The sequence below is a fragment of the Bacteroides sp. 1001302B_160321_D4 genome (genome assembly GCF_015667765.1).
Taxonomy (GTDB): domain Bacteria; phylum Bacteroidota; class Bacteroidia; order Bacteroidales; family Bacteroidaceae; genus Bacteroides; species Bacteroides xylanisolvens.
The window spans coordinates 19,904-35,953 of sequence record NZ_JADPLO010000020.1 but is presented as its reverse complement, the minus strand read 5'-3'; the positions used below and the strand labels follow the sequence as shown (position 1 = coordinate 35,953).

General features: G+C 41.7%; 11 protein-coding genes and 1 tRNA gene. 8 read left to right on the top strand and 4 right to left on the bottom strand.

The window, feature by feature from the left end:
* Positions 1–125 precede the first annotated feature (125 nt).
* Both KFO40_RS09995 and KFO40_RS09990 read right to left on the bottom strand, forming a co-directional pair.
* Positions 126–3,047 (bottom strand): TonB-dependent receptor, encoded by a 2,922-nt coding sequence (locus KFO40_RS09995; RefSeq protein ID WP_004311007.1) that lies wholly within the window; start codon positions 3,045–3,047, stop codon positions 126–128.
* 83 nt (positions 3,048–3,130) lie between these two features.
* Positions 3,131–3,535 carry a hypothetical protein gene (locus KFO40_RS09990; protein WP_004305412.1) on the bottom strand — a complete coding sequence of 135 codons (405 nt, stop codon included), beginning with the start codon at positions 3,533–3,535 and terminating at the stop codon, positions 3,131–3,133.
* Between the two features lie 80 nt (positions 3,536–3,615).
* Here KFO40_RS09990 and aroB point away from each other — a divergent pair, with 80 nt between their 5' ends.
* Complete coding sequence (gene aroB, locus KFO40_RS09985) at positions 3,616–4,677, top strand: 3-dehydroquinate synthase (RefSeq protein ID WP_008020580.1); 1,062 nt, start codon at positions 3,616–3,618, stop codon at positions 4,675–4,677.
* Between the two features lie 112 nt (positions 4,678–4,789).
* Here the strand turns inward: aroB and KFO40_RS09980 are convergent, their stop codons facing one another.
* The gene (locus tag KFO40_RS09980; RefSeq protein WP_004314597.1) at positions 4,790–5,659 is read right to left on the bottom strand and encodes a helix-turn-helix domain-containing protein; all 870 of its coding nucleotides are present in this window, start codon (positions 5,657–5,659) and stop codon (positions 4,790–4,792) included.
* Positions 5,660–6,122: 463 nt separating this feature from the next.
* Between KFO40_RS09980 and KFO40_RS09975 the strand changes: the two genes are divergently transcribed.
* The 3 genes from KFO40_RS09975 to KFO40_RS09965 all read left to right on the top strand — a co-directional run bounded on the left by KFO40_RS09975 (position 6,123) and on the right by KFO40_RS09965 (position 8,038).
* Positions 6,123–6,197, top strand: a tRNA-Pro gene (locus KFO40_RS09975).
* Between the two features lie 57 nt (positions 6,198–6,254).
* Positions 6,255–7,475, top strand: a complete 1,221-nt coding sequence (locus KFO40_RS09970) for an S-adenosylmethionine:tRNA ribosyltransferase-isomerase (protein WP_087321649.1) — start codon at positions 6,255–6,257, stop codon at positions 7,473–7,475.
* A gap of 44 nt (positions 7,476–7,519) precedes the next feature.
* Entirely contained in the window at positions 7,520–8,038 is a 519-nt protein-coding gene (locus tag KFO40_RS09965; RefSeq protein ID WP_004323622.1) for an NUDIX hydrolase, read from the top strand.
* On the opposite strand, the gene KFO40_RS09960 is transcribed toward KFO40_RS09965, so the two are convergent.
* Complete coding sequence (locus KFO40_RS09960) at positions 8,016–8,558, bottom strand: glutathione peroxidase (protein ID WP_117684886.1); 543 nt, start codon at positions 8,556–8,558, stop codon at positions 8,016–8,018. The genes KFO40_RS09965 and KFO40_RS09960 overlap by 23 nt on opposite strands.
* Before the next feature lie 210 nt (positions 8,559–8,768).
* On the opposite strand from KFO40_RS09960, the gene KFO40_RS09955 reads away from it, so the two are divergent.
* The 4 genes from KFO40_RS09955 to KFO40_RS09940 all read left to right on the top strand — a co-directional run bounded on the left by KFO40_RS09955 (position 8,769) and on the right by KFO40_RS09940 (position 15,988).
* Positions 8,769–13,094, top strand: coding sequence for a CusA/CzcA family heavy metal efflux RND transporter (locus KFO40_RS09955; RefSeq protein ID WP_211146312.1), 4,326 nt, complete (start codon positions 8,769–8,771; stop codon positions 13,092–13,094).
* 62 nt (positions 13,095–13,156) lie between these two features.
* Entirely contained in the window at positions 13,157–14,050 is an 894-nt protein-coding gene (locus tag KFO40_RS09950) for an efflux RND transporter periplasmic adaptor subunit (protein WP_120144519.1), read from the top strand.
* 70 nt (positions 14,051–14,120) lie between these two features.
* On the top strand, positions 14,121–15,188 hold the full coding sequence (locus KFO40_RS09945; protein WP_004313051.1) for a sensor histidine kinase: 1,068 nt from the start codon (positions 14,121–14,123) through the stop codon (positions 15,186–15,188).
* 5 nt (positions 15,189–15,193) lie between these two features.
* A complete protein-coding gene (locus KFO40_RS09940) occupies positions 15,194–15,988 on the top strand; it encodes a LytR/AlgR family response regulator transcription factor (protein ID WP_004311025.1) in 795 nt (264 codons plus the stop codon).
* The last annotated feature ends 62 nt before the right edge of the window (positions 15,989–16,050 follow it).

Here is a 16,050-nt window from a genome sequence, read left to right as displayed (position 1 = left end):
TCCTTTCATACGGATACTAAACAACAAATATAGAGTAAATTCTCGGATTAACAAAGAAGTCCCGGCAACAACATTGAATCGTTGTGCCGGGACTTCCTGTTTTTATTTAAACCTATTACTCTGCTTTAGTGTGGTCTGCCACCTCCAAAGCCACCACGCGGGCCACGAGGTCCACCACCATCAAAACCGCCATGACGCATATTGCCGCGAGCTTCTTTATTTCCAAAAACATTCAGACGATAAGAGAAACGAAGCATGCAGTAGCTATTAATTCCGTTATATTCAGAAACAGAACGCATATCGGCTGTTAACGAACGGCTGATATTAGATTGCTGCCGCAGAATATCATATACTTCAAAACTGATGGTTGCGGCATTGCCTTTCAGGAAGTTTTGGGCAATCTGTGCATTCCAAATAAGTTCATTCTTATTCATACTGGCATCACGATAACCACGACGAGCGTTATTAGTGATATTGGTAGACAACGTCATACTCCAAGGTAAAGAGATATTAGTACTTGCACCATAACCAAATGTATAGGGTTCTTGATTGTTTTCCGGACGCAGTTGATTTCGCTCAAAGTTATAGTTGATTGAACCATTCAAGGTAAATTCAAACCAGTCGTTACGGAAAGTTCCATTCAAATTCTCTCCGAAAGTCAGTGTCGTACTAGTGTTCTTGTCATTTATTTTAGTATCGTCATTAAAAAGATAAGAAACCGCATTGGTATAATTAGCACGGGAAAAAGAATTTATGGTAAACCGCTTGTCTCTCAATGCTGTATTGAATCCAAACATTCCCATCGCATTCCAGTTTCCGTTGATATTCTCCGGTTTAACAGTCACTCCACCAGTACTCTGATTATAAGTAGTGGCATTAGTAATGCTATTTTGAGTCATATTCAAGTTTGCATGAGCCATCATGCCACGCTGTTTATCTGCATTATAAGTATTATAAAACAAACGCATAGAATGAGAGAAAGAAGGTTTCAATCCCGGATTACCCTTACGGATATTCAACGGATTAGAGTCATCAGTTACATCAAGCAAATTTTCCATACTCGGCTGGCTTGCACGTCCCCGATAGGTAAAGCGCAACTGGCTGACTTTAGAAAATCTGTAACGAAAATCAACGTTAGGAGCAAAATTGAACACATTTCTTTTTACCACAGTATCTACTTCGGCCTTCTTATAATCCAATCTGGTGTTCTGCGGTTGCAAAGATACTCCAAAGTTCAATCTATATTTCTCGCGGATAATATTTAGTCCTGCATTAATATCATGGTTATAATATTTATATTGAGCATACTTACTCAAATCTCTATCTTTATTCTCTTCATATCCTACAGGCAGGCCATCACCAAAATTCCAAAACCAATCCTGTCCTTTATCGGCATCAGGAATCAAGCTGTATGTACTTCTGTCACTTTCACTATATTTATATTGAAATTTATAGCGGAACTGTAAGAAGGTAGCTCTCGCAATCGGTTCGCTATAAGTCAGTTCGGCAGTATAATCATAATTCTTGGTTGGAGAAGTAGTATATTGTTTACGCTCATCATCTTCTTTTTTTGCATTATCATCAAAATAACGCGTCAATGATTCACTAAACTGTTCGCTGTCATTATCTCCATAACTAAATGTACCACGGAAAGTGATGTTTCGTCCCTGATTATTCAATCTACGATTCACTTGCAAAGAAGCATTTGCAGAGAGATTCTGCCCTTCAGATTTTGATTCACTATTACTGGCGTTGACACGAATAGCTTCTAAAGGATCATCCGTACTTCCCCAGAAAATCTTATTCAAAAACTCATTAGGATTAGACACCAAATTAAATGGATCTCCATTAAAAGTACCCGATTCGGAAATAGAATAACTATTAGACTTTCCATAAGAAACGTTCGGACGGAAAATGATATTTGTCAATGTGTCCGGTTTCCACTCCAACCGAAAGTCTGCATTAAAGTTCGTATTCTTATTGCGGCCTTTACTGTTCGAATTTGAATAAGAATTTCCATTTTGCAGGAAACGTTCCGAGTAGTTTGTAGATGTTGCATCCCGATCACTGAAATTATAACGGGCACTACCTCCCAGTTCCAATTTTTCAGTCTGGGTAGCAAAGTTAGCCCCTAACATCTTGGTAGCAGTCAAACCATTGCTGTTCCGGAAACGAGGTCCGCCACCTCCACCGGAGAATCCCTGATCGTTCACATTATTAGCAGAACCGATTAAAGAGAATTGGCTATTATCGACAAAACGATTCAACATCAAGTTGCTTCCGTAACGATCTTCTGTACCACCGGCAACACTTGCATTACCAAACCAACCTTGATTCATACCTTTCTTCACTTTCAGGTCAAGAACAGTTTCTTCTTCTCCGTCATCTATTCCGGTAACACGTGCCAAGTCCGATTTTTTATCGTATGTTTTCAGTTTGTCGATCATGTTGACCGGTAAGTTCTTCAATCCGGTTTTCACATCACCGCCAAAGAACTCTTTACCATCCACCATAATCTTCTTTACTTCTTTACCATTGATTTTGACGTTACCGTCATCGTCTATTTCTGCTCCCGGAAGTTTCTTCACCAACTCTTCGAGCATCGCCCCTTCGGGAGTACGGTAAGCTGTTGAGTTATATTCCAGCGTATCTTCTTTCACGACCACCTGCGGAGCTTCGGCAGTAATCACCGCTTCCTTCAGCATGACAGCATCAGGGTCCAATGTAATGGTTCCCAATTTTTTATCAGTGGCGTTAGCAGATAATTGTACCGGTACGAGCTTGGTTCGGAATCCAATATAGGAAACTTTCAACACATATTTTCCGGCTTTTACTTTGGGGAGAGTAAACCATCCTTGGTTACTACTGGCTATACCGGCGGCATAAGCACTATCAGGTAATGATAGCAATTGAACTGTAGCCTGCGCTGCGGGCTCTTTAGTATCGGATTCCACCACACGTCCCGAAACGGTAATAACCTTATTCTGTGCAAAAATTGAGAAGGTGCATAGCAACATCAGCACCAACCCTGCTGAAAATCTTTTCATTTACCTTATTTACGATTATATTAGTAGCAATAACAATGTCTTTTTGACAAATCGAATCGTAAAAGGTTTAATTGAAAAGAAAATTATCTTTTAAAGAATCGATCAACAAGCGCTTTTTTCAGACCAAACTCCAGACAAAGCACATTAAAAACCAGAAAAGTAAGGAAAGAGGAAGTATCGACGTTTATCACATCTCCTTGCATAACACGCCACAACATACCACCAAAGACGAACAAGAATGTCAAAAAGATAGCATTACGAACAGCCGAATTCCGGATTTGCTCCGTTTCACGGCTTTCATTCTTACTCAATGCAAAGATTATTAACAAGCATCCTGCCATCATCAACAACTTTGTACATTCTTTATAAAACAGCAAGTTAGTATCAGTTACTACTCCCTGCATCACCAAAATAAAAGGGATGAACAGAGCTACCAACAAGACAACATATCCTAAAGGACGACAATATACAGGTAATAATGCTTTCATGATTAAACGTTTTAATGAGACAAAAGTAAGTAAAAAAAGATATTTTATATACATTTGCAGAGTAAAAAAGCAAAAGAATCATGAGTAAACAAGAAGTTATTCTCTGCGAAAGCTTGGAAACGAGCCTCGGTCGTGCCATTGAGCTATGTCCGCATGACAAATTATTCGTCCTCACAGACGAGCATACCCAGCGTCTTTGTCTCCCTTCTCTAAAGGAATCGGATCTGTTAAAAGATGCTGTAGAAATCTGTATCGGAGCAGAAGATGTGCATAAAACTCTGGAAACACTCGCTTCCGTCTGGATGGCATTAAGTACTCAAGGGGCTACCCGCCACTCTTTACTTATCAATCTTGGAGGAGGGATGGTGACAGATCTCGGAGGTTTTGCCGCAGCTACATTCAAACGGGGCATTTCCTATATCAATATACCAACTACTCTGCTCGCTATGGTGGACGCATCAGTGGGGGGTAAAACAGGAATCAACTTCAACGGACTGAAAAATGAAATCGGTGCTTTCGCTCCGGCAAACAGTGTATTGATTGAAACTGAATTCCTACGCACATTGGACACACACAATTTCTTCTCCGGATATGCTGAAATGTTGAAGCACGGTTTGATTAGCAATACGGCACATTGGGCAGAATTGCTCAATTTCGATTCCTCTAGTATTGATTATGCAGCTCTCAAACAATTGGTAGGTCAATCGGTACAAGTGAAAGAAGATATTGTAGAACAGGATCCCTTCGAACATGGAATCCGCAAAGCATTAAATCTGGGACACACCGTAGGACATGCGTTCGAAAGTATGGCACTGGCAGAAAACCGTCCTGTATTACATGGATATGCAGTAGCTTGGGGAATTGTGTGCGAACTGTATCTTTCTCATCTCAAAGTAGGTTTCCCGAAAGAGAAAATGCGGCAAACGATCCAGTTTATCAAGGATAATTATGGTGTATTTACTTTCGACTGCAAGAAATATGACCAACTGTATGCATTTATGACGCATGATAAAAAGAATACTTCAGGTACTATCAATTTCACCTTACTAAAAGATATTGGAGACATTTGCATCAATCAGACTGCCGATAAGGACACTATCTTCGAAATGCTCGACTTCTATCGCGAATGTATGGGAATTTAATCCATCCTACATCAGATATACCACATAGTAAAAGGGAATGAAATAGACTTCATTCCCTTTCTCTTCCCAATCCCTATAGATATTATTGCCTATTGTGAGGCAATTGTCCGCACTATTGTTCTAAGTTACTCATTCGATATTGTGAAAGCGACATTCCTGTATGCTTTCTAAAAAAACGTCCAAGCGACGATTGATTCGCAAAGTTCGTTTTAATCGCTATTTCCTGAATGTTCAGGCTTGTGTTTTTCAACAAAGCCTTGATTTCTAATATGATGTATTCAACAATCCAGTCTTTAGCAGACTTCCCGCTTGTCTCCTTAATTACCATAGTCAGGTATTTGGAAGTAATACACAGTTTATCCGCATAAAAAGCCACATCCTTATTCTCCTTAAAATGCTTCATGATAAGCCCAAAGAATTTATTAGCCAACTCTTCTTTACGGGTATCCCTGCGGGCAGTCATCAAGGTCGATTCCTTTTGATAAGCATTGAACAGTTCCAGATACAGATACCTCAACAAATGAATAATCAGCTCACGCCTATATATATCTTGAGAGGTAACTTTATCTTTTATCATACCCAGATAATTATACATCCGGGGAATATCGCGTTCCGTCTGCGGATACCAGTAATGAGTCCGCATATAGAAAAAGAAATGCGGAGAAAATCTGGGCACACCACTTAACGCATCACTAAACAGTGAAGTAGATATAACCATCGTAACGGTCGAGAAATCTTCACTTGGCTCACTAAATGAGACAAATTGTCCGGGTAATAATATAATCAATTCCTCCGGTTGTATCCAATGTACATCTTCATGCACTGTAATTTTGGCCTTTCCACCTAAACAATATATAATCAAAGCTGATTGATTATTAGAAGGATAAGAAGTCAAAGGAAGATACTTCAGATTTTGATAAAATTTAAAATCGTCACCCAGGACGTATATCTCTAATGTCTCTCTATTTTTAATGTCTAACATTTAACACCTTTCTAAACTAAGTCTTTTTACAAATGTATAACTTCCTAATTTACCACGCACCAAAAATGGAAATATAGTATCATACTAAGGAAGTCAAACACCTTTTATTTACATTAATTTATAAACAAACTCTCTGATTGTTAGTTCATTTATCATTTTCCTATTTCGTTTTATTATAGACTGACCTGGTTTTTATAGTGTTTTTAGGACAAGAAAAGGATTAATGCTTTCAAATGAAAAATAAGCAGATTGTTTTCTAATTCAAGCAAAATTAAAGAAATGTACTTTTATATCACATAAGAGGCAATCAAAAAAACTACTAACTCATTGAAATAAAGATTTGTATGTTCACAAGAAAGACTAATAATCAGAATAATAGCTATAAATCGGCACAATTCATACTAGAAAAATCAACGGATTATTTGCTAATTAAAAATTAATCTGTACTTTTGCATCCGCAATTCGGGGTGTAGCTCAGCCCGGTTAGAGTACGCGTCTGGGGGGCGTGTGGTCGCTGGTTCGAATCCAGTCACCCCGACTGGTTAAAGAGGTTAGAAACCGAATGGGTTCTAACCTCTTTTTATTTTAGAAAACAATGAAAGAAGATCCTAGACATATCCATATCAGTGAATACAGTTATCCTCTTCCGGATGAACGTATTGCTAAATTCCCGTTGCCTACCCGCGACCAGTCCAAACTCTTAATATACCGTCGTGGAGAAGTTAGTGAAGATGTTTTCACTTCTTTGCCGGAATATCTGCCGCAAGGCAGTCTGATGATATTCAATAATACAAAAGTCATTCAGGCACGCCTCCATTTTCGAAAAGAGACGGGAGCACTGATCGAAGTGTTTTGTCTTGAACCGATCCAGCCAAACGATTATGTCTTAAATTTCCAACAGACAGCACATGCCGCCTGGCTTTGCATGATCGGCAATCTGAAGAAATGGAAAGACAGACAGTTGAAACGCGAAATGACCGTCAAAGGATTCCCTATTACTCTGACCGCTACCCGAGGAGAATGCAAAGGAACCAGCCATTGGGTAGATTTTGCATGGGATAATCCGGAAGTGACGTTTGCCGATATCCTTGAAGTATTCGGAGAACTTCCTATTCCTCCTTACTTAAACCGGGATACGGAAGAAAGTGACAAGGAGACTTATCAAACTGTTTATTCTAAGATTAAAGGTTCGGTAGCTGCGCCTACGGCGGGATTACATTTTACTCCACGAGTATTGGATGCACTTCAAGAAAAAGGGATTGATCTTGAAGAATTAACTCTACATGTAGGAGCAGGCACATTCAAACCTGTAAAAAGTGAAGAAATCGAAGGTCACGAAATGCACACGGAATATATATCGGTCAACCGGAGTACCATCAAAAAACTGATTGACCATGACGGTTGTGCTATTGCAGTAGGGACTACTTCTGTACGGACTCTAGAAAGCCTGTATCACATTGGAGTTACATTGGCTGAAAATCCGTATGCTACGGAAGAAGAACTACGTGTCAAACAATGGCAGCCTTATGAAAAGTACGACCAGATTCCTCCCGTTGTTGCGTTGCAAAAGATATTAGGATATCTCGACAGGAATGGTTTGGAAACCCTTCACACCAGTACACAGATTATCATAGCACCGGGATACAATTATAAAATAGTAAAAGCGATGGTTACTAATTTCCATCAGCCGCAAAGTACCTTGCTGCTTTTGGTTTCAGCTTTTGTAAAAGGGAATTGGCACACAATTTATGATTATGCACTGGCGCATGATTTCCGATTCCTAAGTTATGGAGATTCTTCTTTATTAATACCATAAGATATTCTCCTCTCCGTAAGATTTCACCCAATATAAAAGACACTATGCCAAGCGATAATAACCAGGAAATGTTCCCTATCGTAGACGAACAGGGAAATATCACCGGAGCCGCTACTCGCGGAGAATGTCACAGCGGTAGCAAACTGCTTCATCCGGTAGTTCACCTTCACGTATTCAATGCCCAAGGAGACATCTATTTACAGAAACGACCCGAATGGAAAGATATTCAACCGGGGAAATGGGATACGGCTGTGGGCGGACATATTGATTTGGGCGAAAGCGTAGAAATCGCCCTAAAGAGAGAAGTCCGTGAAGAATTGGGCATCACAGACTTCACCCCCGAGCTTCTCACCAGTTATGTTTTTGAATCCAGCCGTGAAAAAGAGCTTGTTTTTGTCCACAAAACCGTTTATGAGGAAGAAATCCATCCCAGCGACGAACTGGACGGTGGACGATTTTGGAAGATCGAAGAAATAAAAGAAAATCTGGGTAAAGGAATCTTCACTCCCAACTTCGAAGAAGAGCTGAAAAAAGTATCCCTTATTCCTTCTCTATCCAAGTAATAATCTTTTCAGAGAACGGACTTTCTTTCGGAGACACAACTCCCGCCCAATGTCCGTTCTCATCAATCATAAACTTCTGAAAATTCCACTGAACCGGTGCGTTTTCTTTTCCATTCTGTTTTTTCTCCGTCAACCATTGGTAAAGAGGAGCCATATCTTTTCCTTTAACGGAAATCTTAGCCATCATCGGAAAAGTAATATCATAGTTCAAAGAACAGAACTTGGCTATTTCCTCATTACTACCCGGTTCTTGTCCCATAAAGTTATTCGCCGGAAAACCGATAATAACAAAGTCTTTTTCTTTATATTTCTCATATAGTTTCTCCAGTTGAGCATACTGGGGCGTCAGCCCACACTTAGATGCCACGTTGACTACCAACACTTTCTTACCTTTCAGTGAAGAAAGAGGAAAGTCCTTACCATCAATAGTTTTCACTGTAAAATCATAAAAAGACTTGTTTTGCGCTTCCGAAGAAATTGCAAACAACAGGCTTACCATCATCAAGACGAATGTTTTCATGTTGAATATACATTTAATTTGTTTTTATATTAAACGAGTAAACTGAAAGAAATGTTTGTTCAGCAGTGAAACAAGAGCTATGATTTTACATCTTTCAATTCCCAAATCCGTCACTTCACCCCACAATCTTTCCGCTTCATTTATTCTTAGTGATAACGGATGAAGATAGGTAGTAATTTTGTATCGTGAAATAATAATACAACGAAAGTCATGTTTACAGCTATTGTACGTTTTTCAATCAAGAAGAAACTATTTGTAGGACTCACTACTCTCTTCCTGTTTATCGGAGGTATCTATGCGATGCTGACACTACCTATTGATGCCGTGCCCGACATTACCAATAATCAGGTACAAATAGTGACCGTATCCCCTACACTCGCACCACAAGAGGTGGAACAACTCATCACTATGCCTATCGAAATAGCGATGAGCAATATTATGAATGTCGAAGATATCCGTTCTGTCAGCCGCTTCGGGCTATCGGTCGTAACGGTCGTTTTTAAAGAAAGTGTCCCCACACTCGATGCACGGCAGTTGATAAATGAACAAATACAAAGCGTAACAAGCGAAATTCCCTCCGAGCTCGGAACACCGGAGATGATGCCCATCACCACCGGTCTGGGAGAAATTTACCAGTATATATTGAAGGTAGCTCCCGGATATGAGAAGAAATATGACGCAATGGAACTCCGCACCATTCAAGATTGGATGGTGAAACGTCAGTTGTCCGGTATCCCCGGTATAGTAGAAATCAATAGTTTCGGCGGTTACCTGAAACAATATGAAGTAGCCGTCGATCCGGACGCCCTGTTTTCTTTGAATATCACTATCGGCGAGGTGTTCGAAGCACTTAGCAGCAACAACCAAAATACCGGCGGAAGCTACATTGAGAAGATAAAGAACGCCTACTATATCCGGTCGGAAGGTATGATTACCCGCATCAAGGATATTGAACAGATTGTAGTGACCAACCGAAATGGGATTCCGGTACATATCAGTGATGTAGGAGTTGTCCGCTTCGGTTCTCCAAAGCGTTTCGGTGCCATGACAAAGGATGGTGAGGGCGAGTGTGTCGGCGGAATTGCCATGATGCTGAAAGGTGCCAACGCAAATGTAGTGACTCAAGAACTCGAAAAACGGGTAGAAAAAATACAGCAGCTATTACCCGAAGGAGTCAGTATAGAACCTTACTTGAACCGTTCGGAACTGGTAAACCGGAACATCTCTACGGTTGTCAACAACCTGATTGAAGGAGCGGTTATCGTCTTCCTTGTACTCATCCTCTTCCTCGGCAACCTCCGTGCCGGACTGATTGTCGCATCCGTCATCCCGCTGGCAATGCTCTTCGCTTTTATCATGATGCGTGTATTCAATGTCACCGCCAATCTAATGAGTCTCGGTGCCATTGACTTTGGTATTGTAGTAGATGGCTCTATCGTTATCTTGGAAGGTATCCTCGCCCACATTTACGGAAAACAATTCCGAGGCCGCACACTGACCCGCAAAGAGATGGACAAAGAAGTGGAAAAAGGAGCTTCCGGCGTTGCACGTTCGGCCACTTTTGCAGTGTTGATTATCCTTATCGTCTTCTTCCCCATCCTTACATTGAACGGAATTGAAGGGAAATACTTCACCCCCATGGCCAAAACACTTGTGTTCTGCATTATCGGAGCCTTAATTCTTTCACTGACTTATGTTCCTATGATGGCCTCCCTCTTTCTGAAGCATACCATTGTTGTGAAACCCACCCTTGCCGACCGCTTCTTCGAGAAACTGAACAAGATCTACCAGCACACCCTGCGTGCCTGTCTTCGTTACAAATGGCGTACCGTCATCGTAGCCTTCTCTGCACTGATCGGTTCACTTTTTCTCTTTACCCGCCTGGGAGCAGAATTCATTCCTACTTTGGACGAAGGAGATTTTGCCATGCAAATGACACTACCCGCAGGAAGTTCGCTGACCGAAAGTATCGAAGTATCCCGCTTGGCAGAGAAAGCATTAATGGATAAATTCCCTGAAATTAAACATGTTGTAGCCAAAATAGGAACGGCGGAAGTTCCCACTGACCCGATGGCAGTGGAAGATGCCGATGTGATGATTATCATGAAACCATTCAAAGAATGGACAAGTGCCGGAAGCCGTGCAGAAATGGTGGATAAAATGAAAGATGCACTTGCTCCGCTCTCCGAACGTGCCGAATTCAACTTCTCGCAACCGATACAACTTCGCTTCAACGAGCTGATGACGGGAGCAAAAGCAGATATTGCCATCAAATTATATGGAGAAGACACGCACGAATTATATGAAAGAGCCAAAGAAGCAGCTACCTTTGTAGAAAAAGTGCCGGGAGCAGCGGATGTCATCGTTGAGCAGACGATGGGATTACCCCAATTGGTAGTGAAATACAACCGTGGCAAAATAGCCCGTTACGGCATCAACATACAAGAGCTTAACACCATTATCCGAACTGCCTATGCCGGAGAGTCAACAGGTGTAATCTTTGAAAACGAACGGAGATTCGATCTCGTGGTCCGGCTTGACCAGGAGAAAGTGGCCGACTTGAATCTTGATAAGTTGTTTGTACGCACTTCGGAAGGAATTCAAATCCCTGTTGGAGAGGTAGCAAGCATCGACCTTGTCAGTGGGCCACTGCAAATCAACCGGGATGCAACCAAACGGCGCATCGTCATCGGTGTCAATGTGCGTGACGCAGACATCCAGCAAGTTGTCGCCAATATTCAAGAGACACTGAACAAGAACATCAAACTGAAGCCGGGATATTACTTCGAATACGGCGGCCAGTTCGAAAACTTGCAAAATGCCATCAATACCTTACTGGTAGTCATCCCCGTGGCATTAATGCTCATTCTATTGATTCTGTTCTTCGCATTCAAGAACATCACCTATACCCTGATGGTATTCTCAACGGTCCCCCTATCGCTCATCGGTGGTATCACCGCACTTTGGCTACGCGGGCTTCCGTTTAGCATATCGGCCGGAGTAGGATTCATCGCCTTGTTCGGGGTGGCAGTATTGAATGGTATCCTGATGGTAAATCACTTCAACGAACTTCGTAAACAAAATACCTATTCCATGACTACAAACCAGATTATCAAAAGAGGGACTCCACACTTGCTCCGTCCTGTATTCCTGACAGGACTGGTTGCATCTCTGGGATTCGTCCCGATGGCAATAGCCACTTCAGCCGGCGCAGAAGTACAACGTCCGTTGGCAACAGTGGTCATCGGTGGCTTGATTATTTCTACCGTACTGACTTTACTCATCATTCCGGTGTTTTACAAAATTGTAAATTCATTTGCTACCTGGAGACGTCCGGGAATCAAACTGCGCTGGCCTTTCGGGGGATTGTGTCTCCTGTTCTTGTTTCTTCCCGCGTTCGTTTCCGCTCAACAGACACAAACAGTCAGTCTCGAACAGGCGATAGAAATAGCCAAACAAAATCATCCTCGCCTGAAAATAGCCAATAATGCTATTCAACAAGCCAAAGCCACTCGCGGAGAAGTGATAGAAGCAACGCCTACCTCGTTCAGCTATTCCTGGGGTCAACTTAACGGAGAAAACAAAAAAGACAAGGAACTGGCTTTCGAGCAAAGCCTGGGCTCCCTTCTAACGCCATTCTATAAGAATGCGTTAGTCAACCGTCAGGTAAAAACGAACACCTATTATCGGCAGATGGTAGAGAAAGAAATCACAGCAGAAGTGAAAAGGGCGTGGGCCTACTACCAATATGCCACTAATCTCTGTTCAATGTATCGGGATCAGGATAAAATGGCAGAAGAACTGCAGCGCATCGGAGAATTACGATACCAACAAGGAGAGATCACCTTGCTAGAGAAAAATATGATGACCACCATAGCTGCCGATCTGCATAACCGCTGGTTCCAAGCAAAAGAAGAAGAGAAAATGGCATTGGCACGTTTCCAATGGAGTTGCTACTCCAACGATCCCATTGTTCCGGTGGATTCCACTTTATCCTTATTCTATACCGGCATTTCGGATGGAAACCTATCGGGAGCACATACTGCCTACTTTCAAAGCCAGGCAGATGAAGCGAAAGCAATGCTCCGTGTAGAGCAGAGCCATTTCTTTCCTGAAATCAGTGTGGGGTATACCCGTCAGGACATTCTCCCACTTAAGAATCTGAATGCCTGGATGATCGGGGTTTCTTTCCCCATCTACTTCCTGCCACAAAAGAGCAAAGTGAAGCAGGCACGGCTAACTGCCACTTCAGCGCAAATACAGGCAGATGCCAACATCCGGGAGTTAAGAAATAAAACACTCGAACTAGAAGCATCCCTCCGCAGATACAACGAAAGTTTACGATATTATACCTCTTCTGCCTTGAAAGAAGCGGACGAACTGACAAAGGCAGCCAACCTGCAATTGCAGCAGAGCGAAACAGGCATTGCCGAATATATACAGTCGATTACCACCGCCAGAGAGATACGCAGAGGCTATATTGAAACAGTCTACCAATACAATATTGCTGCACTGGAATATGAACTTTTCAAGTAGGTGGAAGATCGAGACATTGAATGACATACATCACCCAGAATAATTATTATAAAACATAAGATATGAAAAAGATAGTTTATCCCATCCTTTTACTAATTCTAACGGCTTGCAAAGGAAACCAGCAAACTACAAATAACGAATCCGCCGCAATTCCCGTTGCCGAAACGATAGCAGATACCATCACACAACCCGAAGTGGATGCCATCACTTCAGCTACCTCAAAGCCTAATCAGGTTTCGTTCAACGGACGAATCGTTCTTCCTCCTCAACGTCAGGCAACCATTGCTTTAACCATGGGGGGCATTGTAAAAAAAGCGTCTCTGCTTCCAGGGCAATGGGTGGCTGTAAACAGTGTAATCGCCACGTTAGAGAATCCGGAGTTCATCACCCTGCAACAAACTTATCTGGACAGTCACGCACAGACCGAATATCTCTTAGCTGAATACGAACGGCAAAAAAATCTGTCTGCCGAACAAGCAGCTTCTCAAAAGAAATTCCAGCAAAGTAAAGCGGACTTTCTCTCCATGAAGAGTCGCCAGGACGCCGCTGCTGCACAACTTTCTCTTTTAGGCGTTCAAACGGAGGCATTACTTAAGAACGGAATACAACCGCTACTGGAAGTCAAAGCCCCTATTAGTGGTTATGCCGCTAATGTAGCGATGAATATCGGCAAATATATCAATCCGGGAGAAGCACTTTGCGAACTTATCGATAAAAGCAGCCCGATGCTTTGCCTGACTACTTACGAGAAAGATCTTGCAGACATACAAGTCGGCAGCCCGGTACAGTTTCGTGTAAACGGAATGGGGACACAAACCTTTCACGGCGTCGTGATTTCCATCGGACAAAAAGTAGACGAAACCAATCGTTCGCTCGAAGTGTATGCTTCCATCAAGGAGGAAAATGTACAATTCCGCCCCGGTATGTATGTCACGGCACACATTCAGAAACAATAATTGACCAACTGTGACAACAGCATTGACATTTTATAACCGGTAACTCATAATTTACCACTATCTTTGTTGTATGATAGCCAAAGCAATAAAAAAAGATAAATATATACTTTCCACAGTCATCATCTCCTTAGCGGTTGCTGTACTGATTCATTTTCCTGAATCAGTATCTCTTTTCGACCGTTTCGAAAGTCATTCCTTATTCCCAGGGATGAAGTTTATAGATGTGGCAAACGAAATACTGTTTACCTTTCTGTCGCTATTGTTACTTTTTGCCATCAATACCCGTTTGTTTCATTTCAATCAGGCTTCCATTAAAATTACAGGGACAAAGATTTTGCTTTCCTTTATCGTGACATGGATATTGAGTAACTTGTCAGGACAGTTTTTTGTTTTCCTTCACAGAACGTTTGATATTCCGGCCATCGATGCCATGGTACATCATTATTTGCATCCATTGCGGGATTTCATTGTAGCATGTCTCGTCACCAGTAGTTGCTGTATCATTCATCTTATATTCAAGCAGCAACTGGTACTTATTGAAAACGAACAGCTTCAGGCAGAGAATCTCCGCAATCAGTATGAAGTACTGAAGAATCAGCTGAACCCACACATGCTGTTCAACTCGCTGAATACCCTGCGTTCGCTGGTACGCGAAAATCAAGATAAAGCGCAGGATTACATTCAGGAACTCTCCCGGGTACTAAGGTATACTTTGCAAAGTAATGAGTCACAATGTGTCAGTCTCCGGGAAGAAATGGAATTTGTTTCCGCTTATATATTTCTATTAAAGATGCGTTTTGAGAACAATCTACAATTCGACATACAGATAAGCAATGCCTACGAAGAATATCTCCTCCCTCCAATGGCGGTGCAAGTGTTGATTGAGAATGCAGTAAAGCACAACGAAATCAGCAACCGGAAGCCGTTGACCATTCATATCACGACGGACGATAACGGCAATTTGTCTATCAGCAACGACATTCAGCCCAAATGGACTGCAACTTCCGGAACCGGCATCGGACTTGCCAACCTTGCCAAGCGATACAGGCTCTTGTTTAAACGGGATATACAAATAACGGAGGACAGAGAGTTTACAGTTTGTATTCCTTTGATTGAAAAATCACAACTAGAACAATAATCACCATGAAGATTGTCATTATAGAAGACGAAAAAGCAGCAGTACGAAACCTGACTTCACTGCTTAATGAAATAAAACCGAATGGAGAAATCGTGACCATACTGGATAGTATCAGTTCCACTATCGAATGGTTCAGTTCTCATCCGATGCCGGAACTGGTATTCATGGATATTCACCTGGCAGATGGTTCCGCCTTCGAGATATTCAATCATATCAATATTACTTGTCCGATTATCTTTACAACTGCCTATGATGAATATGCGTTACGTGCATTCAAAGTAAACAGCATCGACTACTTATTAAAACCCATCGGTAAGGAAGACATAGAACACGCTTTCGATAAGCTCCAAGGTTTACAGGATGCTGCTGACAAACACCAGTTTCCTTTTCCACAACAGGAGAATGAGCTACTGAAACTGATACATTCACTCCAAAAGCAAGAAAACTATAAAAGTCATTTCCTTATTCCTACCAAAGGAGACAAACTATTGCCCGTTTCTGTAGATATGATACAATTGTTTTATATTAAGGACTGTCAGGTCAAAGTAGTCTTAACCGATGAAACCGAATACTGTTTTTCTCAAACATTAGATGAACTTACGGAGTGTCTCAATCCTTCTCTTTTCTTTCGGGCTAACCGCCAATATCTTATTTCGCGAGAAGCTATCAAAGATATTGACTTATGGTTCAACAGCCGACTGTCCATCAACTTGTACTATTCAGGAATCAAAGAAAAAATACTTGTCAGTAAAGCCCGAGTAGCAGAGTTTAAAGAGTGGTTCTCTAAGAGAAAACGTTGATTCCGAAGCATTGCCTTCTTAGAACAAATAGCAAAACAAAGTGTTTCGTGCCGTGAAACGAT

Bases quoted from the DNA above. Each gene is read 5' to 3' on its own strand.
- KFO40_RS09995 (WP_004311007.1), bottom strand. From the start codon at position 3,047: ATGAAAAGATTTTCAGCAGGGTTGGTGCTGATGTTGCTATGCACCTTC.
- KFO40_RS09990 (WP_004305412.1), bottom strand. From the start codon at position 3,535: ATGAAAGCATTATTACCTGTATATTGTCGTCCTTTAGGATATGTTGTC.
- aroB (WP_008020580.1), top strand. From the start codon at position 3,616: ATGAGTAAACAAGAAGTTATTCTCTGCGAAAGCTTGGAAACGAGCCTC.
- KFO40_RS09980 (WP_004314597.1), bottom strand. From the start codon at position 5,659: ATGTTAGACATTAAAAATAGAGAGACATTAGAGATATACGTCCTGGGT.
- KFO40_RS09970 (WP_087321649.1), top strand. From the start codon at position 6,255: ATGAAAGAAGATCCTAGACATATCCATATCAGTGAATACAGTTATCCT.
- KFO40_RS09965 (WP_004323622.1), top strand. From the start codon at position 7,520: ATGCCAAGCGATAATAACCAGGAAATGTTCCCTATCGTAGACGAACAG.
- KFO40_RS09960 (WP_117684886.1), bottom strand. From the start codon at position 8,558: ATGAAAACATTCGTCTTGATGATGGTAAGCCTGTTGTTTGCAATTTCT.
- KFO40_RS09955 (WP_211146312.1), top strand. From the start codon at position 8,769: ATGTTTACAGCTATTGTACGTTTTTCAATCAAGAAGAAACTATTTGTA.
- KFO40_RS09950 (WP_120144519.1), top strand. From the start codon at position 13,157: ATGAAAAAGATAGTTTATCCCATCCTTTTACTAATTCTAACGGCTTGC.
- KFO40_RS09945 (WP_004313051.1), top strand. From the start codon at position 14,121: ATGATAGCCAAAGCAATAAAAAAAGATAAATATATACTTTCCACAGTC.
- KFO40_RS09940 (WP_004311025.1), top strand. From the start codon at position 15,194: ATGAAGATTGTCATTATAGAAGACGAAAAAGCAGCAGTACGAAACCTG.